Here is a 25853-nt window from a genome sequence, read left to right as displayed (position 1 = left end):
CTTTTTTTTTGCTTCTTTCTATGAGTTGACATCTTTAAGTTTTATTCAGAGACATAAAAAACTTTTTCGTGTCACTGAACCTATTAGGTTACAGAGCGACGTTGCTATCCTGGTAAAAGTTTTTTCTAAAGGACCGGTAAAATGTCATCTCTTGATTCTGAAGCTAAACCCGATAATGCAGGTCACAGCGTACTGGCTTTAACAACCTCTCATAGCCTGGTGGTTAGCTCTTCTGAAACATTTCTTCCAGATATGCGCAAAGAGCTCGGCATTATCGCGGATCTTGTTGAGTCCTATAATGATGAACTCTGCTTGTTGAAACACATGGCTGTCCAGTTCAAAACCCACAATCACCAGAAACTTTATTCTTATCTCTCAGGCTACAACCACAGTATCTCTGAAGCGGATGCCTTGTTCGCGGAAAACGCTCTGAGATCTGAATACTGGAAACGCGTTATGGCACTCACTGATGTTTTGCCTATCATGTCGGATGCCAAACGTAACGAATGGGATAAGCAGTTTACGGCCGACCGCTATATTATGCCGCCTCAGGTGATCCCTGATTTCACAGCTGACGCTGTAGTAGGCACAGTCGTTGCTTTGCTTAATGACCGCAATCAATTTATTAAAGAAAGGGTTTACGACGTCTTCCAGTCTCTGAGCCGCAGTCATAAGACAAACAAAGCTTTTGGGTTCTCCACCCGCATGATCACTACCGGAGTTTGCGAGCCGTCTAAATACCCCTGGCAGAAATTAAGGGTGGATTTTAAAGAGTCTGGCATTTCACCACTGAGCGAGCTCCGCGTTATATGCGCATTCTTCCGTGGCGAACAGGTGAAGGCGATCCATAACACCAAATCATTGGTTGAGGCGTTGGTCGAACATGAGGGGTTCAGAAAATGGATCTGCATCGATGGCAACAGTATTCGTTTCAGGGTTTACAAAAATGGATCAATGCATATTGACGTCCACCCTGATATCGCCGAGCGGCTTAACAATATTTTATCAGCTATCGTACCGCTGGCATTACCTGCCGACCGCATGGCTCATAGCAAGAAATCTTTGGAGGCATTCCCTGTACTTAAGCAGTGCATCGACTTTGATACCCGGATGCAGCTTTCTGAACTAATGTTTAAAAATGACGGGGACAATAAATGGAGTTGCTGGACATCTTTAGGGTCTCTCGCCGAACGCAAATCTTCGAGTGTTGCCGCTGACACCCTTCGGTTCTTAGGGGCAACAGTAACAAAATACGATGTGACATTTTCCTATGATCCGTGTGAGGTTATTCGTTACATCGGCCAGATAGGGGAGATGCCTGATATTGTATCGCATCAGTTTTACCCTTCATCTTGCCGAATCAGCGAATATGTATATTCCCTGCTCGGTGCAGGGGAAGGGGATACCCTCCTGGAGCCTAATATTGGCCATGCGGATTTGCTTAAATCATTCCCTGCCGGTGTGATCGTTACTGGCATCGAGCTTGATACTTTGAATTGCCTTATCTCCCGGGCTAAGGGATACGATACGACAGAAGCTGACTTCCTCACATGGTCTAAGTCTAATCAACAGAAGAAGTTTGATTATGTCGTGATGAACCCACCTTTTGCCGATAACCGGGCCAGGCTGCATCTCCAGGCAGCTGCATCTCATCTCGCAGCCGGGGGATCTCTAGCAGCCGTTCTTCCATTATCTCTTCAGGGGCTCGATAACCTTCTGGGGGAAGAATTCCGGACGGAATGGATGGACGTTTTTGAGAACGAGTTTGAAAACACGACCGTTTCGGTTCGCATCCTGTACGCCGAACGTATTCAACAAGAGGAAGTCCTATGAGCAACCAACCCACCAGCCTGCCAGAAGAAGATATTGAGTTTGTTATGGATACCTTTCAGAGGAGCATGGGTAAATCCAAACCTGTCAGGGATACTCAAATAGAGGGCGAGAAACCGCAAAGTAAAGAGTCCGCAAACTCAACTGATAACCCCGGTTATGAAGAATTCTTTTAATTACGCTCATGATATCCTGGTGCAGTTATTTAGAATGATATTTGAGGGATGGGGGACATTGTGATTAAAAGGCGTAACATTCGACGATCAATTTATGGATTGCTTATTGTTCTTATCGCCGGAAATGTGTGGTTAGGCCTTAGAGCTGATAAAATTCATAAAGTGCGTTATCAGGATTTCTGGTCACCGGCAACTGTGATTAAAGTAACTGTAATGCCTTCAACGAATGAAATCCAGCTCAGTGGTAAAATCCCTAAATCGGTAATAGTTTCAAACAATTATGTTGAGTACTCGTTACCGGGCACACTCTCGGCCAAGACCATTTACCGAAGCGTGTTAGAAGATGAGATGCTCACTTTGCTTAATGCTGGAGGTCAACTTGAAGTTAAATACACTCTGGACAAGCAGACAAATCGAACTAAGGTATGCACTAAGTGCTTACGGGTGATTAAAGATATTAACCATCAATATTCAGCCACTGAGGTAAAGCATGGGCAGTCCTAAATTTGAAATTGCTGAGCAAATTTAAATGTGGATCGTTGTTTATCTAGTTTGCTTTTTAGCACTTTACTGTGTGTTAAGCGCTCTACATGCGCTTTATGATCCGCTAAATTTACCTGCCCTGACGTGGCCTATCAGCTGGTTCGTGGTGCCTGAAATGACAAGTTTTGGCAGTGCATTATTAGCTTTTGTCCTAACGCCAGGCCTTTGCTCTATAATTGCTGTTTTATTCGGTAAGTCTACCTTTAAAAAAGCTAAAACAAAAATATAGAGTTAATTAGATTGGTGGCTCAGGTTTATAAAACCTCTCACTAGAGAGGTTTATTTATTATTTTTGGCTGAGATTAACAGCGTTTTCCATAAATGTATCAATAACAACCGTAAGAGACTGGCTGGTACCATGGCTATACTCAGGCCAAGGTAAAAAAGGATATGAAGAATACGCCATCAACATGATACTGGTTGGGCAACGCCAGTCCGTTGGAACACCTTTACTGTAATGGACAATCATAGCCGGGCGACTACAATCAATATCTCCAGCGTTTTTATCGAGTACGAAAGTAGCCAGAACGCCGGTGTCCTTCTGGGATACGAAAACAAGGCTGTCAGTAAAAATAAAGGCCATTAAGGAAGAGGCCAGGAAAGCGCCAGTAAATAAGGACTTCTTCTCTTTCCAAACGCGTCGAGCATATAACCCCATTAGCGCTACCGCTGAAACCATTCCGGACCACTGAGCACCCAAAGAAAAATCTGTTACTGTTTTAGATGTCATACTTTCATTAATAGTAATCATTGCGACAATGAATGGTGATGCAATTCCAAGTGTTGCTAGGACTATCAGCGATATTTCAGACCGGTTTTCTTTAGCGGATCCTTTACTTATTGCAGACATTGCTCTGAACATAACGAATGTACTGTTGAGCATCAGAAAACAGCATAAGAGCATGTATAACATTGGGTTTCCTCAACCTAGAAGTGATGGTTACCCTGTTATTTTACATAGATTTGACTCAACAGATGCTTTTAAAATCTCGCTTCCTTGAATTTACAAACATATCAGCACAATTGGCAAACATAAAGAAGCAGCGTCTATCAAAAGTTACTTTTATGATTGGTTGAATACTCATTTTGAAGGCTAAAATCCAAAAAAATGGGTACAAAAAGTTACTTTTGCGTCATCCAGATGCACTGCCGCCATTTTGCATTCTGTACGTTGGTTGCTTTCTCACTTGATGTCTCTTTTAACAGGCAAATTATCACTTTATCCGACCGGACCTTGTAGGCTGAATCCGTAGAATAAGGCTATAACCTATTCCCGGAGCATCATATGCGTAAAACTCTAATTGGCTGCATGGTTGCAACTGCCCTTGCTACTGTATCTTCGGCACATGCTCAGGTATTTAGCTACTCATTTACAGATACCAATAAGGCTGTTCGGAATATCAAGCCTGCAACACAAACATATCTTAATCCCGCTGGTGTTTTGACTCTGAACTTGATTTCGGGTCTTGATCGGTACGAGCGAGTGACGGTCACACGAGACAGCGATAAAAAGGTTATGTATTCCTCTGTCTCGACCAAAACGAGCGTTGCAGATCGTATCGTTGCTGCCGATGGAACAGAATACTATGGAAAGGATATGGTTCTACCGGCGCTCGGAGAAGGGACCTTTACTGTAGTCAATGAAACTCTGGATATTCGCCAGACTGTAGTGAGCACATCTACTTATCATTTCATCGTTGATACAACTCCTCCACGCTATAAGAGTATTTATCCGAGTCAAAACGCAGGTTACGACATGGTACTTTCTGGGCCACTTTGGGAGTTGGGCCGTGGCGGTAGTGGCCAGTTTTCTATATTTGCAGACGGTATTGAGGATACTAGTGGAATTGACAAGATCCGTCTTGTCATTAAACGAAGTAATGGTTCTGTGGTCTCCGACAATAACCTGAGTTATGACACAGCCAATAAACGTGCGTTCTATCCGTGGATTAAAGATATGAACACCCAGGCTGGCATGCCCTCAAGTGATCTTGATGAAGAATTCACCTTCAATTTCATCGTTACGGACCTGGCAGGAAATACGCTTAACATTCCTCCCCAGCGGTTTTTATATGACGATCAAATGGGAGAATTTACGCCATTTGCAGTTCATGACTCACGTGTAAGCACCAGTGTTGTACCCGGCATTTCTTCGGGATACGTCCCGTTTAAACGAGGCCTTACAGTGCTGGAAAACCCCTACAAGTTGGTTATACGTATCCCAAGAACTAACTGGAAGCCATATCGAAATGGTGGCATGAGCATTACCAATAACTATGGCGGAGTACAGGTCCTTTCCGAAGATGCCACCTATGTCTACGTGGAAGTTAAGCTGCCACAGGGTGCCTTAGATGGAAACTACTATAGACCTGTGAATACATATCAATGGTCTGGAGGAGATCTTGGTCAGTATGCCAGCTGGCTCAACTGGGATCCTGCCTCTGTAAAGAGTCCGGCTTGGGGAAGTTCACCCATAGAACGACAAAAGGCTGATGGAACATGGTTCAACAGCGTAAACTGGAACCTGTTCAAGGCATCTGATATGCCTATAAAACTTACTAATATCCGATTCAATGTACAGGCCAGGCCATATGATCAAAAAATCACTGGCGGAGCAACATGCAGTATTCCAGCTGGCTCAACAACCTGTACCGTCTCTTTGCCCCAGGATATTATAAATGGCACTACCGGCTATCTTCATAGTGGCTATGAAGTAAGGTCAACCACCGAAGCAACCTTCTTTGCCCCTATATGGGAGAATATAGCCTGGCATACACTGGGTCCCTCCGTCACTGGATTTGATTACAATGAAACCACCAACATTCTCCAGGTTTACGTGAATCAACCTGGAGATGGTTCATATTTCGACCATGTTTATGTAAATCGAGTTTGGTTGTCAGATAAAAACCGTAACAACGCAGAAATAAGCGTAACCGGCAAACAAACAGGTAGAAATATGGCGTCTGGGAACTACACGTATGAGTTCAACATGAAAGAGGTACCAGAAGGCAGTTATAACGTGGTGATTAATGCCCAAGATACATTCAACAATACCGGTAACCTCCCTTATCAAACGGTTGTCGTTGATAATACAGCACCATCTGTAAGTATTAGCTACGAAGGAAAACCGATCAGCAAAAACGTAACAGTATATGGGCTGGAGAACGTCCGTATACAGCTCACCGATGCTCTAACTAAACCATCCTTAAGCCGTATGACTCTTCGCGGTGGCCCTGTTTCTGATGCGGTGGAATTGTCTTGGGTGAATCTGGGAAAAAACCTGTATGCACCTAATTATCCCAAGATCTTTCCGTCTCTTAATGAAGGCGAAACATACACTCTCACAGTTCAGGCCAAAGATGAGATGAACAACGTTAAAGAAAGCTCAGTCGAATTTAACTACCTTCCAAACAATCTCGTCAGGCTAGAGAATCTGAAAACCTTAGCTGTCAATGCTTCTCTCAAAACATCTGACAATACTCCTCTGGCTGTTCTGTATGCCAGCCAGCTGCGTAAAAAGGATGGTTCAATCGCTACAGGGCTTCAGGACGCAGTGCTTACTGTCCGTAAGGACGCTGCATTCGGCGTGACTGTAAATGGTGTTTCTGCGATGCCAGGTGAAAGCAAAGAGCTTCAACTGGATTTGGGGCTCGGGGACAGCCGTAGCTTTCCTATTTTCCCTGCTGTATCCGGCCTTACAGGCAGATCTGAGTTCATGATTAACATTGAAGAATTAAAATAAAGCAGGGCTGTTTTGCTGAAGCACAACGGCCGTCTTCTGATGCGCCGTAGCCCATGTTGTTGCAAATCAGTCCGACGTTCATTGCGTAAGTAACGCTTACTGCGGACCATGGTAGTGATTAGACTCACTACCATGGTCATTTCACCACATATCTTCTCTGCATTGCTCTTGTTGGGCAGACTAGTAACTCGTCACTAAATTGCAGCTTTTGTCTTGCTAAGTCGCTGGTATAACTGCACTACGAAATCGTCAAAAGATTTTATCCCTCATGTAGATCCAATAAATGATCCCAAAGGTGCCAGAGAGTACAAAGAAGATCCCGGTACGCTGTAGGCCGCATGGTTACTGGGCTGGAGCATTGTCACTGACAACAGTAGCGACATAAGTGACAACGGGAGTGACTTAAAAGACAATGGTAGAGACTATTTCGACGTTGGTAATGATTTTAAGTGACAATGGTAGTGAGGTTAGACTTAAACTTCCACTGTGAGGTAAGGTGACTCGCATTATTTAAATAAATTATTACTTTCAATTACTTGCGACACGAGTCTGCATGTATGCTTCTATTTCTCAAAAATTTATCCACCGAAAATGCCTGTGGCTGTGATTTAGCTTTGACGACAGTTTTTATCAGGGAGGCAAGTTGAGACCTGTATAAGAACTAAGCATTTATTTATCCCCATTTTCCACAAGGTAGTTCCAATAATTAGTACCTTAGTGTTCCTGATAGATCAAAAGAGATCCCCGCTGCCTCCAGGCCAGACGGCACAAGGCCTGAGACGTGATCAGTGACAACAGTAGTGATTATCTTGACATTGGTAGTGATTATTATAACGTTGGTAATGAGTTTTTTGACATCAGTAGTGATCAGAGCGACAATAGTAGTGACTTTTCATTAGATCTTTTTAACTTGATCTGATCCGTTGTTGATAAGAGTTGCAGGTCATTGTATGCAAAGAGTTTTTGCCAAGTTTTAATGAGTGGAGTCGTTTTTTTAGGTAGAACTTATGCACAGATATGGATCATCACAATGATCCATCCAGTGACATAGAGTTCGCTGGGGCTTACTATTCACCAATCTGTTTACACATTCAGTGATAACTTATTATGACTAAAGAGAAAGATACTGAGCAGCAGGACCTGGTCACCAGGGCTTTCTCTGTTAGAGAGAAAGAATCAGGTAAAGACATCATTTTGCGTCCTAACAGCAACCGTACGGTGCAGTCTATTGCTTTGATGCGGCTCGGGCTGTTCGTCCCATCACCAAAGAGTGTGGGGCGTCAAAATCGGGAATATAAAACGGTTGGCTTTGACGCAACGAAAGAGTTACAGACGCTCTCTTTAATGGAGAGCGAGGGGTTCACCAATATTTCAATTGTCGGTGAGCGTCTTGATATGTCAGTAGATTTTAAGACGTGGATGGGCATCATTCGAACCTATGCCAATCATCCGATTAACAATGACACGATAAGCTTAAAATTCACTGAATTCCTCAAGCTATGTACGCCTGAAAATTATCGCTCATCTACAGCGTCCAGAAAACGTATAGACGCCTCCTTACGCAGGTTAGCATCCGTTACCTTGTCGTTCACCAGTAATAACTCGTCCAAAGTCTATACAACGCATCTGGTACAGTCTGCCCTGTTAGACCCGGAATCAGATCAGGTTGTCCTTCAGGTTGATCCTAAGATTTTCGAGCTCTATCAATACGATCATAAGGTTTTGATGCAGCTGAAGGCAATTAAGGAGTTGGCCAAGAAGGAAAGCGCCCAGGCTCTCTATACGTTCATAGAGTCATTACCGCCAAATCCTATACCGATATCCCTTACTCGGCTGAAAAATCGTCTGAACCTCAAAACACGAGCAAATAGTCAGAATGCTACCGTGAGAAAGGCTCTTGAAGAGTTGGCATCGATAGGATACCTCCAGTACACCGAAATTAAGAAAGACGGAAAAGTATACTTCCAGATTCATAAGCGGGATCCCGATCTGAATTTGAACAATACTCAGCCTCCTTTAGAAGTGGTTGAAGATGAAGAAGAGAACTCAGGGTCTTCTGTTTTAGAAGGTGAGTTATGCCCACCAGCTGACCCGATTGACGGCGATGATGTTCTTACCGTCCATGATTTAACCGCTGAAGAACTGCGCTATATTCGTAGTCTTCGAAGCCAGAAAAAGAACAGCAACGCCAGCTAAAGTTAACCCGGCGGTTCAGGCTCCGGGTGCTAAATTACTTCTTCGATTTTCGTTAGTCCCAGCCCGCTCTTTCACGTCAACGGTAATGAGTCAAAAGTCATTACCGTTGTCATTGTTCTCTACCACCCTATGTAGATCGAGATTGCGAATTCAACGCTTTCTCCTGAGTCACCTGTTAACACCCGGTTTCTACGCTTTACTTCATTGGCCAGTACATCCAACGGAAAATATCGTAACGGGGTGACAATGGCAGTGAGTTGACCCACTCACTACCATCGACATTCAAATCCCGGCTTCTCTGGTAGCTATAGTGACAATGGTAATGATGTGTACCTTACTGGCATTGTCATTGTCCTCCGAGTGTGCGTTCAGCTTTGGGAGGACACCGGAACTTAATGCGGCGAGTCACGGCCATTGTGAATCTCGATTGGATTGGCGAATACGGCTTCCGGTTGGGCCAGATGTCAATGGTTATGCTTCATCCAGCTCATTACTGTAGTCATTGCCGTTCAGCTGAGCTGATGCTCCTCTCATTCTATGTGGCGACAACGGTAGTGAGCCCAGAAAGTGACTACCGTTGTCATGGCCGTCCAGTAGAGCGGGTCAACCTCTTAAATCACAGGGTGACAACGGTATTGAGCCCAGAAAGTCACTACCGTTGTCATGGACGTCTGGTTAAGCGGATCTACCTCTCAATTCACAGGGTGACAATGGTAGTGAGCCCAGCAAGTCACTACCGTTGTCATAGTCGTCCCGTTGAGCAGATCAACCTCTTAACTTACAGGATGACAACGGTAGTGAGCCTATTAAGTCATTACCGTTGTCATTGCCATCCAGAAGAGCGGATGATCCTCTCAATTCATACGGCGACAATGGCAGTGAGCCCAGCAAGTCACTTCCGTTGTCATAGCCTTCCAGAAGAGCAGATGAGCCTCTTAATTAACAGGGTGACAACGGTAGTGAGCTCATTAAGTCATTACCATTGTCATGGCCGTACAGCTGAGCTGATCATCCTCTCAATTCACACGCCGACAATGGTAGTGAGCTATTAAAGTCACTACCATTGTCATAGACGTCCAGTTAAGTGGACCATCCTCTCAATACACACGGTGACAACGGTAGTGAGCCATTAGAATCACTACCGTTGTCATTGCTTTTCAGGTGCACTGATAAGGCTCTCAATAGACACGACGACAATGGCAGTGAGCAATTAGAGTCACTTCCGTTGTCATTGCTTTCAGCTGAGCTGATAAGGTACGTCATTTACACGATGACAATGGCAGTGAGCCAATCGAGTCACTACCGTTGTTAATGCCGACCAACCGAGGGAAGGGTCCGCTCAAAGAACTGAGTGACAACAGTAGTGAGATCATCCAATCACTACCATTGTCAGCTTAAACCTGTAGGACGAAGAGGCTTGTCCGATAAAATGACGACAATGGAAATGAGCCTATCCATCACTACCACTGTCATTAAAGTCCAGCGGTTCAACGTTAATCAGTAGCTCCGGATGACAATGGTTGTGAGTCAGGCAATTCCCAAGCATTAGGTGACAGCAGCGTAACACCTCTAAGCTCACTCCTGTTGTCAGGGGTTAGGGTATTGAGTCTCTACCGTCGTCAGTGTTTCTGAGACACCAGTATTGCAGATCACTACAATTGTCACTTAAGTATCGACGGGGGAATAGATGCAAGTGACTGGCTAACCAGTACCAGTTTAGATTCAAAACGATCCCATCTTTGTGGATGCACTTGAGTAAGCTCGTATGACGATATGTCAGAGAAGTGACAACGGGAGTGAGTTGCCGGACTCACTACCGTTGTCATCCCCGGTTGAAGGAAGAGGATCCCCGGGGCTGTATATTTACCGGGTATCCTTACTCAAGGGTTTCGACACTCACTCCCATTGTCGTAATCAACGAGTGTGCATTGTCTTTTAAAAGCATCGCTGGAAACGTACGATTAAAGTAACTTTTCTTTCGGTTCTTCCTTGCGAATCTCTGAAGACGTACTGGCTGATCGGAGTCAAGGAGGGCAGTAAAATTGAAGCCGTCAGTTTTACTGTCGGCTCCGGGTAGTTACTTCAACTCGTCGATCTGAATCATGAATTCTGAGGTGCCAACTTTCCCATTTTCGGAAGGATAAACGGGTAACAGAAGATTATCCCCCTGGCCCATATCTATTTGCACCTCAACTGACTCGCCTGGAGCCGCCTGTGCCCCATTAAATTTAATACCGAAGGCTGCATCCTTCCGCACAGTCAGCGTTGCGTTCTGGACCCCTTTAGCAATTTCTCCATTTGTCTTACGCAGAACGTTAGTGGACAAGTACGCAAGTGGTACGCCATCTGTCGTTTTGAGAGGCGAACTGACCGATAATGTGCGTAGATTATGTAACTGCACAAGGTTATTCGGTAGATAACTGAACTTCTGAGTATAGGTTTTGGTATTCGACTGACTATCGGCAACTGTTACGCTAATTGAATAATTTTCAGATGGTTCGAAATTTGGGAACAGCCTCGGATACTCAGGCATGTATGTATCTTTGCCTGCCGGTGACCACGTAAGCTCAACGTTATCAGCTGTGGGGCCACCTACGAGCTGAAGACGGGTTATCCTCGGGGTTGTCAGATTATCTGCCAGAGCAATCCTGAGGTTCTCCAGGCCGTACACTACCGTATCGTCTTTTACCGGCTTTCCGTCGAATGTTATGGCCACTGTCGGAGGAGTGTTATCCAGAGCAATTTCTCCGAAAGTTTTATTGGTCTGGTTCTGGAAGAAGTCCCTGATGTTGACCTCAACGTTGTATTTTCCTTCAGACTGACGGGATAAATCATAAGCAATCGTGTAGTTACCTGAGATACGAGATTTGATTACGCCTGTGGGTGACATCCGGCTACCGGTGTTCTTATCGGAAAGATAAAATTCCCTCAATGAGACCGAGTCGAACCAGTTACCATCGCCTTCAAGTGACGCCAGTACATCCAGCTGCTTGTTAGTCTCGTCATATGATATCGAGTTTATTACCGGCAGTTGTTTATTGTTCCAACGTGTCATAATCCATTGCTCAGACCGCAAAATGGGATTGCTGATGCTGCGAACGAAGTAAAGGATTCTATTGTAGCCTTGGGTACCCAAGGCCATATCAAACGTCTCAGGCGCTTCACACGAGGTTTTTCCTGCCGGAATGGTGCAGGTCGCCTTACCGCCGATCTCTTGTGCAAAGGGCCGGGCTTCAACGTTAAAACGAAGTCGGGAAATTTTAATTGGCAGTCGTGATGAAGCCACACTCTCAAAATCCTTCCACTTAACCCAGTTCCCCTTATCATCGAGGAAATCTACCCAGGTACCCGCAAATGCAGGCGTTTGGTTTGCAGATGGGTTTAGAACGAGGCTGTATGACGGATAATACCCTCCCCACTGGCCAAAGTTCGCCATACGAGCCATATCCCCATTAATTGAGCCATAGGGAAGAGTCATTTCAACATAAGCATAAGTGCTGTCTACAGCTATCTCTTTGGGGGCGGAATATTGATTGATGAACTGAAGCCCACCTTCTGAATAAGCACGGTAGTTAGATTTTGGGATCCGGTAGACTAATCGAATAGGGTTTTCGTTAACGACCATACCGGCTTTGTAAGCCGGATAATTAGAAACCCCGGGTACGACGCTGGAAGACGTATTTGGATCATGAACGGCCCACAGTGTCATCTCACCCAGCGTGTTGTCGTAGCGAAATTTTTGAGTTGGCAGCGTTCGGCTATTACCTGCGTTATCGAAGATAACAACTTTTGCAGTAAAGTCTTCATCCAGGTTGCTGTCTGGTATTCCGGTTCCCTTAACTGAATTCTTAGAGTAAGTGTGGTACATCTTTTGGCCGGATACGTCATACTGCATCTGTGTAGTGCTGTAGAGGCTACCGTCCTGCCTGTAAATATATATTAGGCCCTTATCAATACCATTTGCATCACTTACGCCCGAAGAGGTGAAGTCATACTGCCCCGTTGCCTCTAATCCAAGCTTCCACACGTCACCAGCGGTAGAGCCAGAACCAGTATTAGCGGTAAGAGCATTTGCCGCTGGAGGGGTGACATCAATTAGCCAGTTATAGTTATAGGTCGCTACAGGCTTCTGATTGAGATCTAACACGTTTATCTGAACGACAAATTTGCCTTCACCCAAAGCAGGCAAAGTTACTTTTTTGCCGTAGAACTCACTACCGTCAGCAGCTGTTAGTCGGTCTGATACACCCGTCCGTGTAGTCGTAGTATTAAGAATGACAGTTCCAGTGTCTTTCGTGACTTTGACATTAACGAAACGATCAAGACCTGAAATAAGTGTCAAAGTTACCGGTGATGCCGGATTAAGCATAAGACGAGAAGACGGGGCGTGGATCTCAATACCGTTCGTGTCTTTAAAGGCCGATTCATATATCTGAGCTGGGGCCTGAACAGACATACCGAGTCCGGCTACAGCAGTAATAAAAGCGAGATGTTTCATTCTTATTCCCCTTTAGGTTTGGTGTTATTTTAAGCTTTTCCTAAAGGTCACTATGTTCGTAAAAGTATAAAAAACTTCTCCATATGGTGCTCGAAATTACAAATCTATAATTTGCCTTTCGACAAACCTTATTGTGCGTTCAGGACGGAAATCTTTCTTTTTGGAATTACATCTGACATTTCTGTGGTATCCAAACTGGCAACGATTGCAAAACTTATAACATTAGCCTGAAACTATCGGCATCCACATATCGCATTAAGTGATGCTTTTACTTTGTGTAAAAAAGAATCAGGATAAATAAGGTATGTCAGATATAAATGCGTTAACGGACGGCATATATGAATCAAAACCTGGCGGCATTACGCCACCAGTCAAGAGGGGAGTGAACCTCAGTCAGTACGTCTACCTTCGTTCCGCAAGGCGCTTCTTGTTGTGAATTACAAACTGCCCTGGCGAGAACTGCATCATTTCACCCCCAGCAACACACGTGCCTCTTCAACGGTTTGCCAAGAAGGCATTGCTACGCCAGATTGAGTGCCGTTGCCCCTGCGCTCACCTGTGTCACATTCTACATAAAGACGCATCAGCATCGCTTCTGTTTCAGCGGCCCGGCTATTATCCATTACCAGTTCTGCTGCGCGTCGTAGCTGTTCTGGAATGTCATTCCACATTCCCGCACCACTTCTGTCTTTGTTAGTGAGCAAGTCTTCAATAGCAGATGAAGCCATGTTAAGCAGGTCAGCCGAAACTAAAGGCATCGGCGGGGCGGTATAGAGGATTCGACGTCTTCCGCGTCTGTCTGGATCGTATTTATCATAAAAAGCTTTGTTCACATCTTCCCAGTGCCACTGAAGTTGCCCGGTTGCGTCATGGTGGCAAAACTCGCACTGATAAACAGGCGCAATCGACATAACTGCCTTTCCAATACGTGCCAGTACAGCAACTTCGTCAGCTCTGAGACTCATTGCTTCGCTTGGGTTACTACCCTCGGCAAATTCCAAAATTTGTTCAATACGTTCTGGTGTGAAAGTGGTCATAGGCTTTGAAAACATATTTTTCCAGTTGTGCTTACCATATCATCAGGCATTAGGAGCGTTAGCGAATAATTAACAGGTCAGGACCAAAACTAAATCCTTCCCCCATACGGTCTTCATGACGGGAGACATATGCCTTACCGTATTTCTCCAGATCCTGTAAGCGATCTTTTGCCAGATTCCACGAGTATTCCTGGCCCCACACGGGTCCGTCACGCCCGTCAAAGCGGTCAGGTTTACAATTTGCTTTCAGAAGAGCGTAGACATGCTCCACCGTGGGTAGCTGCAAAGCACTATTAGCCTGAGAAACGGCAGTATGCGTCATTTCTGTTCACTCTTTATTGATTTAGTCAGTTAAGCCGGTCAGGTAACTTTAACCGGCTACTCGTATTAAGATTTCTTTCCGGTTGCTTGTCAGTTAGCGGCGAAGATCAATTTCAAGGCGGGCTGTTTTGACCTTTGTTCCGGACTCCCTAAATGTATCATCCGGAAGAGGCGAAATTTGTCCGCCAAGTTGTTTGACTCGCTCCCTGAGCGCTTTTGTCAGTGTGTCTTCCCGGAACAATACCCCAGCTGACAGAATGGCCTGTAAGCGACCTCGCTTAGCGAGCATTGCGATGGCATGCATGACATGTTTAACGTCAGAGCGTTTAAGGAATGGTGGATTCATAACGATAACATCAAAAGTTTCATCGGGCTGGTACCCAAGAAAGTCGGTATGCACCAGCTCGACTCCTGTGCTAAGGACACTATCGTTCTTCACTGCAAGGAATCGCTCATCGTTCAATTCGATCCCGGTAATCAATGCATCCGGAGCCGCCAGTTTTAAGGCTTTCAGAATGCGGCCATCACCAAACTCTGGCTCCAGTACACGCTCCCCGGCAGCTGGTTCAGCGCGTAGAACCATATCTGTGACTAAATTCTCAGGTGTAGGGAAGAAATTGAACAGATCTCGTGGGATGTCAACCGAACCTGTCAGAATGATTTGCTCGATACGCTCAGCTGCATCCGCCGTAAAAATATGTGCCTGCTCTTTTCGGTTCCATTTGCCACCGGCGGCTTCGAGCACTTTGTTTGTCTTAACATAAATGCTGCGGTCGAGCTGGTCGGCCAGGAAAAGAAAGTTCCCTTCAGCACGGCAGCGAGATAAGACGTTCAGAACTTCAGTTGAGATTTGCATTAAAACTCCATTAAGAGGATTTACCCGCCTGGCGGCAGCGGGTTGGTTACTTAAACGGGACAATTCAGATTTGGCCTTGGTTAGTCGGCAGACAACAGCAGGGATGGGCTGTTATAAGAGAAGCGGTCAACGGGAGCCTTATCAAATCGCTGACCGCTTGCATCAGGGGTCAGAACGAGTCCGTTATGGGCGCAATGAATGTGGAGCAACATATCCCCGCCGGTGTTGATGTGTAAGGCAGGCACACCCTGATCGATTTCGAACATGACACCAAAACAGGGGTTACCTTCCTTGTTAACAACTTCACAGTGGATGTTATGTTGGCCGGTAACGCTGACCTGATAGGCCTGACTGTCCTCTTCTGGCAGTGTTTCCTCCTCCAGGCGCCAGTCCTGAAGTGTGAGGCTAATTTCAGGGGTGTCATGCTCTTTCTGAAGAGCCTGGATACCTTTACGGAACAGCTGCATCATTTCAGGAGTAAGGCAGTCTTCCTCAGCTCCAAAATGTTCTTTCCAGCCTTCAGGATCTGCATACATCCAGACGTTTTTAGCGAGCGAAGGTAAGGAAGCATCAGGCTCTACAAGGAGGTGAGGGATGTTCTCTTTGATTCCGAGATAACGTACCGGCTGGCCATTAAGTGGTAACCCATCCGACACTGTAACTTCTGTTCCTGGCAAGACGACGCTGTTTACCAGACCTCCACAATGTTCGGCCACCACGCGGCCTAAATCTGCCATAAACATCCGATGCTTTTCTGGTGAGTCCAGCTCACCAAGGAGTTCAGGTTTAAGCAGTAAACCGGTAATAATCTCAGTCAGTTCACGAGGAGATACTAATTTATACATTTTGTTTTCCTTTTCTGTGTTGGCTTTATATTACCAATCCAGATGCACGAGCTAATAACCTCCAGACAACTTTTTCAAAAATTATTTACTTAAAGCAGGGTGCTAATATGCGCAAGAAATGAATTTAGGAAGGACGGCTTCAAATTTAACTTTTTGGTTTTTTATTTTAGACGGACTTTAAAATAGCATCGTTGATAAAATAATAAACATGGTTTGTTTTTTTTGTTTGTATTGACAATCAAATGGGTATAAATTAATTTACTTACATGGCGTATATTTAACGCCACCGCCCCGGCGGCACCGGGCATAAAAGGAAAACCATTTTGAAACCGATGCTCAAAAAAGATTTTTTTTCAGCTATTGAAAACCTTCTCAAAGCTGGCTTTCAACCTCGCTTTTACACTGTTAACAGTGGCCGAATCGGTCTCATTACATTCACTGATAAAAATGGAACAAAACAGGTCGAACAGGTTTATTCCTGCACTTCTTTAGCCGCCAATACTTTTGGAAAGCGCTTCACCACTTGGTTAGAAGAAATTTTTCAAAAGCATAATGAAGAAAAAGTAGCTGATTCCGGGTTCGAGGTTGGTAGCCGTGTCTGGGATAAATTGATGTATACGTTGCGCACCATTTCAGAAATTCGTGCCGGGGGGGTGCTGGTGCTGGATAACGGTACACAGCGTACACTGGATGAAGTGCAAAAAACGGCACCTGAAACAAACCAGGTGGAGCCAAAGGAAATCTCTTCACTTCAGGAGCTGCTGAACGCTTCCAAAAATCTGGAGCCGACTTCGCCTGAGCTAATTGCGGCTCTTAATGAGGCTCTGTCAACCGCCATAAAACGGTGAATGCAACGGCAGTCTGGCACATCAGGCCTTGTCAGAGATTAGGCCTGAAAAGCACTTACGTACCGATATAACACCTAATTCCCCTCTAAGGAGATTGCCCTAAATGGCGATGAATAAAAAAGAACAAGCCGCGTATGATGAGCTGGTGGCACAGGCCAGAATAAACCGCGCTTTACGCTGGTCTGACTATGGCGTTGAACGCGATATGCCCGTACCAGAGGTCTCGGGGGAATACCAAAACGGCTGGAGCTTCAACACCGCCACTGGCACTGTTTATCCGACATGGAGCGGAACTACGGTTCACGGCACACGGGAAGAGGGAGAGGTTGTCGATGCAACCTCCCGCCGCATGCGAGGCATGAATGGTAGCCAGAACGGCATACCACAATACAGCACCAAAGAACGCGCCCTGAAGGCATTACGCTGTTCGCTTGAAATCAAGTTTGCCATGCAGCTGGATGCCATAGATAAAGCTATCGCAAAAGAAATAGAGCTGTCCACCGCTCGCCGGGAGAGCGATACATCAGATGCCTAGCGGTAAACCATCAATTCAGGCCCGTGATCAGAGGGGCCTTAACGCCCTGAAAGAGGCGGTTCCAGCGACGGCACAACTACAGATGCGGGTTACCCCTGAACGTAAACTGCGTTACGTCAATCAGGCAAAGGCCGAAGGTCTGGGTCTAACAGACTGGGTCCAAAAGCATATGGATAACGTGTGTGATCTGGCAGGCCAGCCTGAAATAACCATGTACAAAGATGATGGAGAAACAAGTGGCCAAAAATAACAACAGTCTCAAACAGCATGTCTTCAATATGCTGTCGGCTGGCAGCGAACTTAAAGAAGTGAAGCGTTTTCTCACCAGCAAGCGAGTTAAAGCCCGCCTGGCAGTGTCAATGATCCACGAGCAGGCGATTGCTGTGCAGAACACTGAATACCAGAATTATCCGGCTTATAGCTAACTGGTAACAACAATTACAGAGAGATACTTAAAATGAGCGTAAACCCAGAATACACCAGGGTTCAGCATGTCCAGATTATTCGCGAGCGAGATGGGCAGAAGGAAGTTGTTCGAGTCTATGATGAAGATGGCGACGTGGTTCTGTGTTTACCTGCATACATTCAGGATGAGGAAATAAATCTTATTCTGCGCCGGTTGAATGACGTATATTCAGTCGGATATCGTGTAGGTGATGCAGCCCGCCGCCGCGCCATCAAAAAAGCGCTGGGGGATGATGAGGAGTAAGGCCATTTTTACTGGCAAGATATCTGTATACCGGAGTCTTTAGAGTACGTTCTAATGGCTCCGGATTATTAATACTGTTTTACTCATGCAATAAAAAGCAAACCAAAATTCTTTCGCTAATTCATTTTTAAATGCTCAAATCATTAAATGTAAGGAGCGTTATTTATCAATAGGTATGGCGTTCTTAATGGCTATTAAGCTAGTTCTGCTTTCGCTTGCTTCTGGAAATTAGGGAAACCTAATTTTACCCTATCAAAAAGTAACTTTTCTGGTTTTGTTGCATTCACGTAAACAAAAAAAGTCCCGCCGGGCAGAAAAGAAAAACATCAAAAATAGCTATTTTCCCGAAAAGATCACGAACACTGAAAAAGTATCATGGGGAACCTGATCAGGAGACAACCCATGAAAATCAAACTAGCCCTGCTTATTGCATTTGCAGGTTTCAGCGCAGGAGCTTCCGCTGAAATCGCAGAATTCAGCTTTAAAGATACCCTGAACGTTAAAAAGACCGTATCGCCTGCATCCGTATGGATTAATCCGGTAACGAGCTTTGACGTTGCCGTTATTTCCGGTCTGGACCGTTATATTACGCTCAGTCTGCTGAAAAGTGACGGGAGCCTCATCTGGAGCACGAAAAGCAGCCTGGTTACCGTTGATGACCGTACCACATCTTCGACAGGCTTTGATTATTACGGCAAGACTCTGACCGTACCAGCGATGGGAGAAGATAGCTTCACCCTCAGAGAGGTGATTACCGACTTGCAAGGGAAGGAGGTCTCCCGGCAGGATTACCCGCTTGCAATTGACCGAACGCCTCCGGCAACGGGTACCATAAGTTATACGAGAAATGGGTGGAACTTTGGCAGCGAAGCGATCTTCACTTCAGTACCAGCCGGTATGCAGTACGCCAGCGTCCAGGCACTGGTCTTTAATGGACTGAGTGATAAAGGTTCCGGGCTTGCTAATGCTGAATATTTCATAACCGATGCCGCTGGAGTGGAGCGTAAAAAGCCAGCGGAAATTAATACAGTGGAAGGTAGCGTAACCGTTCAAGTCGCCGACGCAAGCAGCAATGCCCTGGCACCGGAAAACCGCTCTGAATATAAAGTGGGGATCTACCTTTATGACAAAGCGGGAAACAGGAGCGAACTAAGCCGCCGAAGCGTAATTGATCGGCTTAAGCCTGACGATATCATCCAGGTGCAGGACGCCACTACCGGATCATGGGTCTCCTATCAGTCTGGCATGACCGTCTTCCAGAACCCTATTTCCGTACGGGTATTAAGGAAGAAAAGTGACTTTACTGCTGTTAACGGTTCCAAATATGGCTGGGCGGACTCGAATTTCCAGACGTCCGATAGCACTTATAATATCTATACTTTCAAATACATATATCCAAATGTGGGGGATACTTATCATGAATTTCAGACTCTGGCGGGAGGAGTAAGACGAATTCATCATAACTCCCTCAACTTCACTCCAGCCCCGGCGATGGAAATAGCCCCGAAGATAGTGGCTAAAGAGATGTACCGGAGTGATACCAGTGAGTGGTTAACTCAGGCCTCAATCAGCGTTAAAACCGCCACCATTAGCCGCATAAAGGTAACCGCAGAACCCCGACCATACGTGCAAAAGTTCAGAACGGTAAAAAATGCAGCCTGGTTCTGCACTATTCCTGTCGGACAAAGTTCATGCGAGATGACGGTTAACTTCTACTACACCAGTGACAAAGGATTTGAGTATCTGCATCTTTACTCGGGAAAAGATGGTGACAGCATATTCGATGCGCTTGCTGGTAATTTTACGGTTATCTGGGATAACAACCCACCGGTGGTTAATGTCGCTCAGGTAAACAAGGCCTCCAAGACAATCACTATGACGGCCACCGATAATGATCGCGTCAACGCCTGGAACATCAGCTACTGGGATACCAAAGTTTTCGAAGCCACCCTTAAAAATGCCCGGGGGGAAACTTTCACCCTGAAGCCTGTGACTGTCAGTGAAAGCGATTATAAAACCAAAAACGCCACTTTCTCATACGCTGGTCTACCGGACGGGGATTATACGGTTGTTAGCGTGTCTGCCACGGATCTTGTTGGAAACACAGGAACCAAAACGCTTAATGCACCGCTGAAAATTGACTCAACGCTTCCGGTTATTGCGTTCAGCTTTAATGGCGCAGACGCAGAAGGAAAACTGGTTAAAGGGCTTGAGAACCTACGCATAAGCGTTACTGATGCCTCTGGGGATGCTTCCCTGATATCGCTTCAGCTCGCTGGTGGACCTAACTCTGAAAAGGTCACCCTTGCATTCACGCCGCTATCCAAGGATGTCTTTATTCCTGAATACCCCAGAATCTTCCCCAATACTGACGAATCGGGACAGATGTATCATCTGGAGGCTCTGGCTATTGACGAATCAGGTAACCGGACCACTAAAACGCTTAATTTTACCTACCAGCCAGCTAACCTGATTATGCTGGATAATCTCAAGACGCTGGCCACAGCCGTAGCACTGAAAGCAACGGACAACACGCCGCTGGCCATCATCCGAACCAGTGTGTTGCGTCGTCAGGACGGTTCTATCATTACCGGACAGTTAAACGGAACCCTGACTGTTCAGAAAAACGCCCAGTTCGGCGTTACGGTTGCCGGAGTTACGGTCCAGCCTGGTGAAACTAAATCGCTGTCACTGGATCTTGGTAATGGTGAAGAGCGCACATATCCCGTTACTCCCGCTGTAAGTGGTCAATCTGGCACGGCCACATTTGCTATAGAATTCCCTCAAACATAAACCCTACACAAGGGTACGGTAGTATGCCGTACCCTGTTACGCCATCCTCAATGTAAAATGTAGAGTTGAGCATGACTTAATTATTACTTTCTCATTAAGTGTCTCTTAAACTGCAAACGGGAAAGGAATATTCCCGAGACGGGAAGGACTCCTTCCTTTTGGTTATAATCTATGATGCTAAACCGTGTAATTACACCGGAACAATGTCCTCGTTTAAATCGCTGGCACCAGTACATGATTTATCCATGAATGCTTTTTGATGCAATTTTACTTCAGAATGCTCTTAATTTTTTAAACAAAATTATATTTGAATCCTTCGTGTATAAATTTGCAGACCCTCTCTCAATGTTTTTTTAAAATATTTACTCTCAGGTTATTAGCCAGTAGATTCATTCTGTCATGATTACTCCAGAACTAACCGGAGGAATCACATTATGACCAAATATTATGATCGCAGTGGAATTGAAATCTCCAGCGCAAAAATCCGCTGTGTTGATTCTGTAAAAGGTACTGCGGAATATTCTTTTCGTATTGTTTGCGATAAATGCAATGGGCGGGGAGAGCGTAAGCATTTTTATAGAAGTCGCTGTATGGCTTGTAAAGCCACGGGTTACAGCCTCGAAACGACCCGTACTGCTTACACGCTGAATGCGCTGTACCGCATTAATGCGCAAGCTGCCCGCAAAGTGTCAGCATCCCTGCAAGACGAGCGTTTAAGGACTGAAAGCGCCCACAGTTCTGCGTTCACAGCATGGTGCAGGTCTCATCAAAAAATGGTTGATGCAATCACCCAACAATCCAGTAGTAATAATTTTCTGGAAAGCCTTAAGTCTTCTTTAACCCACCAGCGTCAGTTAAGTGATAAGCAGCTGGCAGTTGCCGCCCGCATTTTAGGTATTCATTAATTCAAAGCCCTTTTAATTTAATTTTAAGGTCAATTATTACGGAGGAACTATGATCCATTCATTTAAAGACAGACGGCTTGAAAAGTTCTTCCGTAATGGAAAAACAACGGCAGGTATTCCTTCTGAAATTATTAACGCGATTCTGTGTCGACTTGAAACGCTGGATAATGTCCAGAGTGAGCGGGAGTTATTATCCAACAGCTTGCGTTATGAACGCTTAAGAATGACGTCAAACCGTTATTCCTCCATTCGAGTAAACTCTAAGTATCGATTATTCTTTGAATGGAATGATGGCGCACATAATGTTCATTTGTCTGCACATGACTATAAATCGCTCATCCATTAAGGTTAAAAATGAAGCTATTTTCAATTTCATCCCGGGATACAAGCATGGACGCGATGTTTTATATCCAGGCCAGTACTAAACAACAGGCAAGTTACATATTTAGTACCCTTTCCCCGAAGCCTACTGCGAACTGCCAGCTTACAGATTTGCAGAATGAGACGGTCGTCCCTTCCATAAGCCCTATTTCGCTTTCACTTAACCCCTGGTCGATCAATTCCCAGTCCCGAACCCGGGAACTGCGTATGGCCACGCATGGTCTTAACCTGATCTGTGCAGTCACGGATGAGCATACCCGTCAGATAGTTGACTTTTGCGATAACCTTGGACAGCAGCTTAAGGATCCGGACGACAAAAGCGCCTGGGTTAAGCTCATTAATTCTGAATGCGCTTTGCTTAATTCTCCTCGTCTCTATCCCGTTCTGCTTGAGCCGGATACACCGGCACAATTTGAAATCTTTGTGCCAGCTCCGGAAGATGGAGAACACGACACGGTCATAGCCAGCGTTGTTAAAGAATGTTTCGGAGATGAATGCCGGTACAGAGTAACGGACAAAGCTTTTGCAATGTCGGAAAAGCCAGTCATCAGGCTGGAAGCTCATTTCAATGACAAACGCGAAAAGGTTTTAGAACTGACCTTTTCCTGTTTCAATCTTTCACTCTCAGCGTCCGTGCATGAAAACCAGCTACGTCAGATTTTGTTACTTTGCGAAGACTTTGGCGTAAGGCTTCAGGGTAGAGCAGGGGCATCCTGCCACGTTAATATGCGCAGTGCTTACCGTCGTCTTGCTCATGTTGGCACCGGCTCTCGCCCAGGTGATGACAGTGATGTGCGGGTCTATACCTCGTTAAAAGAAGAAAAAGATGTTAAGAGGCTGCTTGATAAGTCAACCAGGGGAAGTGAGCTTGTACCGGCGAGGCACGGGCAGCAGTTTAACGGGGTCTTAGTGAATGCCACACCCGCATCGGCCACTACTGGTTTCATTTACCTTTCGCATGATTTTCCGGAAGGCCAGTTTATGATGACAGCCGAGGTGTTGCATGTTGGAATTACACCAGGCGGTATTTACTACATTGAAACACTGGACGGTTACCGGTTTATCGTGACAGCGTTTGAGAAGGGATTAATGAACGGTTTGAGGGAGTTTATAGCTGCAAATGAGGAATATTTTAAGTATTACCGCTGGTCTTAGTATCTGAGCTGAAACCGGTAGGCCAGGGAAGGCAACCGGGAAAATGCAATTTAACCTGATCCTATACCTACGACTATCTTTATCCACTTATAATAGCCTCACCAAATTATAATGCCCGATCACCGCATTTGCTTAAACCTCACATATTCTTCTTATGCTTCCCCTGATAATCTTCGACCGAAAGACAAAGGAAAGTGAATACGAAATAAGATTTATGAGCACATAAAAGTTACTTTTCCTTGGTGGCACATCACAAACATTGTGGGTTTCATAATCCTTTTTGTTATTTAAAAAGGATGTGTTCAATTCTAATTAAAGGTGGTATTTTTTTTGAAATTTTGCTGGAAGGTTATTAGCTGGGGGGATGGGTAACAGTATAATAAGTACAGATGAAAAGGAGGTTTTATGAAAGCGTTAGACGTGGTTTCAACTCAACTCAACTTTATTAATCTGTTGGATCAGGCAGGATATGCTCTTTCAGAAATTGTTGTAAAACGCTTCAGTGCTGCACCAGCCTTTAACGAAGGGCACTGGTTGTTCATTGCAGAGCAGGATAACCGCTACATTGAAGTGGTCTGTATTCTCTCTTTAGCTTCAGAAAGCGGAGAGCAGCATGTTGATGTTTTTATTAATATGTTCGAAGACCCGATTGATGATGTTATTTCACGAAACATTGAAACCAAAACCTTTGCGACGCTTTATAAATACATTGAACGTATACCTTTTACTCCGGGTGTAAAGAAAGAATTCTTGAGCAGTATTGAGAACATCAATTTTAGTTAATCAAAAACCACAACTTTTTGCCACCAAGTTATTAGGTAATGTTATCAACCTGATATCATTACCTTAACATGAATATGAGCGGAGCCGGGTTATGTCTAATAATACTGAAGTCATTAGCTGTGATTTATTTTCAACTCTATCTTCACTTAATTTTAGCACCGAGGATATTACAGGTTTGACTCCGGCCAACTTTCGAAAGGGAGCTTTCTTACATGCAAAAATTTCTGCTAGCCAGGCCACGCGAGCGACTGATATTTCCATTCAATTACTCACGGATCGTGTTTCAGGTGAAATGAACTACGTAATAGTAATTGGCAGGCACGAAGGACTCCTGCAAAGCGAAGCAATTGACCCAAACGCTGATAAGCAATACCGGGAAAACCGTTATTCTCGCCATTTTATCTCAGTAACCGATGCCAGTACCAAAGCCCTGAAAAAAACCTGCAAGGTAATGAAAGCATATATCAAAGAGCAGGCATTTAAGCCTAACACCTGGGGGCACAGTTTCATTAAGGGTTGATTTATTCTTGCCCCGGTGAGCCGGGGCAACGCTAAATTAACCTCAACCTGTACTGGAGGCACAAATGTCTGAAAAACACTTTATCGTTAAAATCCAGAACCGAAACGGCGACCATGAGAATAGCTATGTTCGGTTACTCGTCAGCGATTGTGAGAAAAATGCTTGCCAGACGGCACTCATTTCAGAGTGCCATGGCGAGCTTGAACAGCTGAGTTTTGAGGACGGTGGGGTTTACGACTACAACGGCGAAAATCACTACAGTGTCAGGAGCTGCGTGGAGGTTGCTCCAGAAGACGTTGCAACTTTGCAACGCTTCCTTTAACACCTGCGACATTTGATTAAATATCGGGCGTCCGCTACAGGATGCCCGTGATTTAAACGATTCCTCAAAGATCGCTGTCACTCCTGATAACTGTATTAAGAGCAGGTTTGTGATAGGTTCAGCGTAACAACATTACTGGAATTTTGGTTGCCTTGATGAAGAGCTGCTTTTCTGATTTACCCGTTAAAGACGGCACGTCCGGAACCTGGAAACTGGACACATTCGAAATTACCGCAGATAAGGCGATGAGCCTCGCCCTTCGTGCCGAGTATACAGGTAATACAGACGAGTTTATCCCGCCCGGTAGATATCGGCGTTTGTCCAACGGCTGGGATGTGGTGATGTCCAATACCCCGATGGAGATCAGAACCTGCCAGGATTTTTTAGAGCGAGCCACCGGGCGCGTGCTCATTAATGGTCTTGGTCTGGGGATGGTGCTTCACGCCATTCTTCAAAAAGAAGATGTAACCCATGTAACAGTAATTGAAAAAGAACAGGACGTTATTAACCTCGTTGCGGCCTCGTTTGCAAACGATCCTCGCGTTGAAATTATCCATGCTGATGCAATGATGTATTGCCCACCAGCAGGCGTCACGTACAACGCATGCTGGCACGACATATGGCCAGACTTCGCAACAGCTAACCTCTCACAGATGGATAAGCTGGAAATTAAGTACCGGGACATCTGTGAATGGCAGGGCTCGTGGGGCAGGGAGGAGTGTGAGCAAAAGCACATTGAGTTTCAAAATCTTGGGGCTGATTGAGTACAACTTTTGAAGGTGTCTCCGCTAAAGAAGACTGGGTCTCTTTGCGCATGCCCAGCTGTGCTGCATGACCTGACAAAGCCTATAAATAAAC

23 protein-coding genes are annotated in these 25853 nt (G+C 45.2%); 17 read left to right on the top strand and 6 right to left on the bottom strand.

Going from position 1 to position 25853, the window contains the following annotated elements:
• The first annotated feature begins 141 nt into the window (after positions 1-141).
• From OGX90_RS01040 to OGX90_RS01030, 3 genes are read left to right on the top strand one after another with little or no spacing between them, the layout of a single operon-like run.
• A complete protein-coding gene (locus tag OGX90_RS01040) occupies positions 142-1833 on the top strand; it encodes a DUF4942 domain-containing protein (RefSeq protein ID WP_000096325.1) in 1692 nt (563 codons plus the stop codon).
• Positions 1830-2006, top strand: coding sequence for a hypothetical protein (locus tag OGX90_RS01035; protein WP_100165683.1), 177 nt, complete (start codon positions 1830-1832; stop codon positions 2004-2006). Before OGX90_RS01040 ends, OGX90_RS01035 begins: the two co-directional genes overlap by 4 nt.
• 60 nt (positions 2007-2066) lie before the next feature.
• Entirely contained in the window at positions 2067-2510 is a 444-nt protein-coding gene (locus OGX90_RS01030; protein ID WP_261307972.1) for a hypothetical protein, read from the top strand.
• Between the two features lie 325 nt (positions 2511-2835).
• Here the strand turns inward: OGX90_RS01030 and OGX90_RS01025 are convergent, their stop codons facing one another.
• Positions 2836-3462 (bottom strand): hypothetical protein, encoded by a 627-nt coding sequence (locus OGX90_RS01025; RefSeq protein ID WP_000966518.1) that lies wholly within the window; start codon positions 3460-3462, stop codon positions 2836-2838.
• Between the two features lie 372 nt (positions 3463-3834).
• Between OGX90_RS01025 and OGX90_RS01020 the strand changes: the two genes are divergently transcribed.
• The gene (locus tag OGX90_RS01020; RefSeq protein ID WP_047745024.1) at positions 3835-6291 is read left to right on the top strand and encodes an Ig-like domain-containing protein; all 2457 of its coding nucleotides are present in this window, start codon (positions 3835-3837) and stop codon (positions 6289-6291) included.
• Between the two features lie 1107 nt (positions 6292-7398).
• Entirely contained in the window at positions 7399-8487 is a 1089-nt protein-coding gene (repHI2, locus tag OGX90_RS01015; RefSeq protein WP_000159528.1) for an IncHI-type plasmid replication initiator protein RepHI2, read from the top strand.
• Between the two features lie 2077 nt (positions 8488-10564).
• Here the strand turns inward: repHI2 and OGX90_RS01010 are convergent.
• The 5 genes from OGX90_RS01010 to OGX90_RS00990 all read right to left on the bottom strand — a co-directional run bounded on the left by OGX90_RS01010 (position 10565) and on the right by OGX90_RS00990 (position 16044).
• Entirely contained in the window at positions 10565-12985 is a 2421-nt protein-coding gene (locus tag OGX90_RS01010; RefSeq protein ID WP_047745025.1) for an Ig-like domain-containing protein, read from the bottom strand.
• Between the two features lie 464 nt (positions 12986-13449).
• Positions 13450-14037: a hypothetical protein gene (locus tag OGX90_RS01005; RefSeq protein ID WP_000491820.1), complete on the bottom strand. Its 588-nt coding sequence runs from the start codon at positions 14035-14037 to the stop codon at positions 13450-13452.
• 43 nt (positions 14038-14080) lie between these two features.
• Positions 14081-14344 (bottom strand): hypothetical protein, encoded by a 264-nt coding sequence (locus OGX90_RS01000; RefSeq protein WP_000149862.1) that lies wholly within the window; start codon positions 14342-14344, stop codon positions 14081-14083.
• Positions 14345-14437: 93 nt separating this feature from the next.
• Positions 14438-15199: a methyltransferase gene (locus tag OGX90_RS00995; protein ID WP_001447802.1), complete on the bottom strand. Its 762-nt coding sequence runs from the start codon at positions 15197-15199 to the stop codon at positions 14438-14440.
• Positions 15200-15279: 80 nt separating this feature from the next.
• Positions 15280-16044 (bottom strand): hypothetical protein, encoded by a 765-nt coding sequence (locus OGX90_RS00990; RefSeq protein ID WP_000277498.1) that lies wholly within the window; start codon positions 16042-16044, stop codon positions 15280-15282.
• Positions 16045-16376: 332 nt separating this feature from the next.
• Here OGX90_RS00990 and OGX90_RS00985 point away from each other — a divergent pair, with 332 nt between their 5' ends.
• From OGX90_RS00985 to OGX90_RS00930, 12 genes are all read left to right on the top strand, one after another.
• A complete protein-coding gene (locus OGX90_RS00985; RefSeq protein ID WP_261307973.1) occupies positions 16377-16892 on the top strand; it encodes a hypothetical protein in 516 nt (171 codons plus the stop codon).
• Positions 16893-16995: 103 nt separating this feature from the next.
• Positions 16996-17427: a hypothetical protein gene (locus OGX90_RS00980; RefSeq protein ID WP_001251242.1), complete on the top strand. Its 432-nt coding sequence runs from the start codon at positions 16996-16998 to the stop codon at positions 17425-17427.
• Between the two features lie 236 nt (positions 17428-17663).
• Positions 17664-17852, top strand: coding sequence for a hypothetical protein (locus OGX90_RS00975; RefSeq protein ID WP_001107529.1), 189 nt, complete (start codon positions 17664-17666; stop codon positions 17850-17852).
• A 32-nt stretch (positions 17853-17884) separates the two neighbouring features.
• Entirely contained in the window at positions 17885-18136 is a 252-nt protein-coding gene (locus OGX90_RS00970; protein ID WP_000115760.1) for a hypothetical protein, read from the top strand.
• Positions 18137-18538: 402 nt separating this feature from the next.
• Complete coding sequence (locus OGX90_RS00965; RefSeq protein ID WP_286622990.1) at positions 18539-20929, top strand: Ig-like domain-containing protein; 2391 nt, start codon at positions 18539-18541, stop codon at positions 20927-20929.
• Between the two features lie 434 nt (positions 20930-21363).
• Entirely contained in the window at positions 21364-21834 is a 471-nt protein-coding gene (locus tag OGX90_RS00960) for a hypothetical protein (RefSeq protein WP_286622988.1), read from the top strand.
• A gap of 49 nt (positions 21835-21883) precedes the next feature.
• Positions 21884-22180 carry a type II toxin-antitoxin system RelE/ParE family toxin gene (locus tag OGX90_RS00955; protein ID WP_000581857.1) on the top strand — a complete coding sequence of 99 codons (297 nt, stop codon included), beginning with the start codon at positions 21884-21886 and terminating at the stop codon, positions 22178-22180.
• A 44-nt stretch (positions 22181-22224) separates the two neighbouring features.
• Entirely contained in the window at positions 22225-23370 is a 1146-nt protein-coding gene (locus tag OGX90_RS00950; protein WP_000339750.1) for a hypothetical protein, read from the top strand.
• 405 nt (positions 23371-23775) lie between these two features.
• Positions 23776-24153, top strand: coding sequence for a hypothetical protein (locus tag OGX90_RS00945; protein WP_000645321.1), 378 nt, complete (start codon positions 23776-23778; stop codon positions 24151-24153).
• 91 nt (positions 24154-24244) lie between these two features.
• Positions 24245-24673 carry a hypothetical protein gene (locus OGX90_RS00940; RefSeq protein WP_020833738.1) on the top strand — a complete coding sequence of 143 codons (429 nt, stop codon included), beginning with the start codon at positions 24245-24247 and terminating at the stop codon, positions 24671-24673.
• 64 nt (positions 24674-24737) lie between these two features.
• Positions 24738-24995 carry a hypothetical protein gene (locus tag OGX90_RS00935; RefSeq protein ID WP_001290639.1) on the top strand — a complete coding sequence of 86 codons (258 nt, stop codon included), beginning with the start codon at positions 24738-24740 and terminating at the stop codon, positions 24993-24995.
• Positions 24996-25150: 155 nt separating this feature from the next.
• Positions 25151-25759, top strand: a complete 609-nt coding sequence (locus tag OGX90_RS00930) for a polyamine aminopropyltransferase (protein ID WP_000833775.1) — start codon at positions 25151-25153, stop codon at positions 25757-25759.
• Positions 25760-25853 lie beyond the last annotated feature (94 nt).

Origin of the sequence: Citrobacter sp. Cpo012 (assembly GCF_030333015.1) — a bacterium.
Taxonomy (GTDB): Bacteria; Pseudomonadota; Gammaproteobacteria; order Enterobacterales; family Enterobacteriaceae; genus Citrobacter; species Citrobacter portucalensis.
The sequence above is the reverse complement of the archived record's forward strand: the minus strand, read 5'-3'. Positions and strand labels throughout refer to the sequence as shown.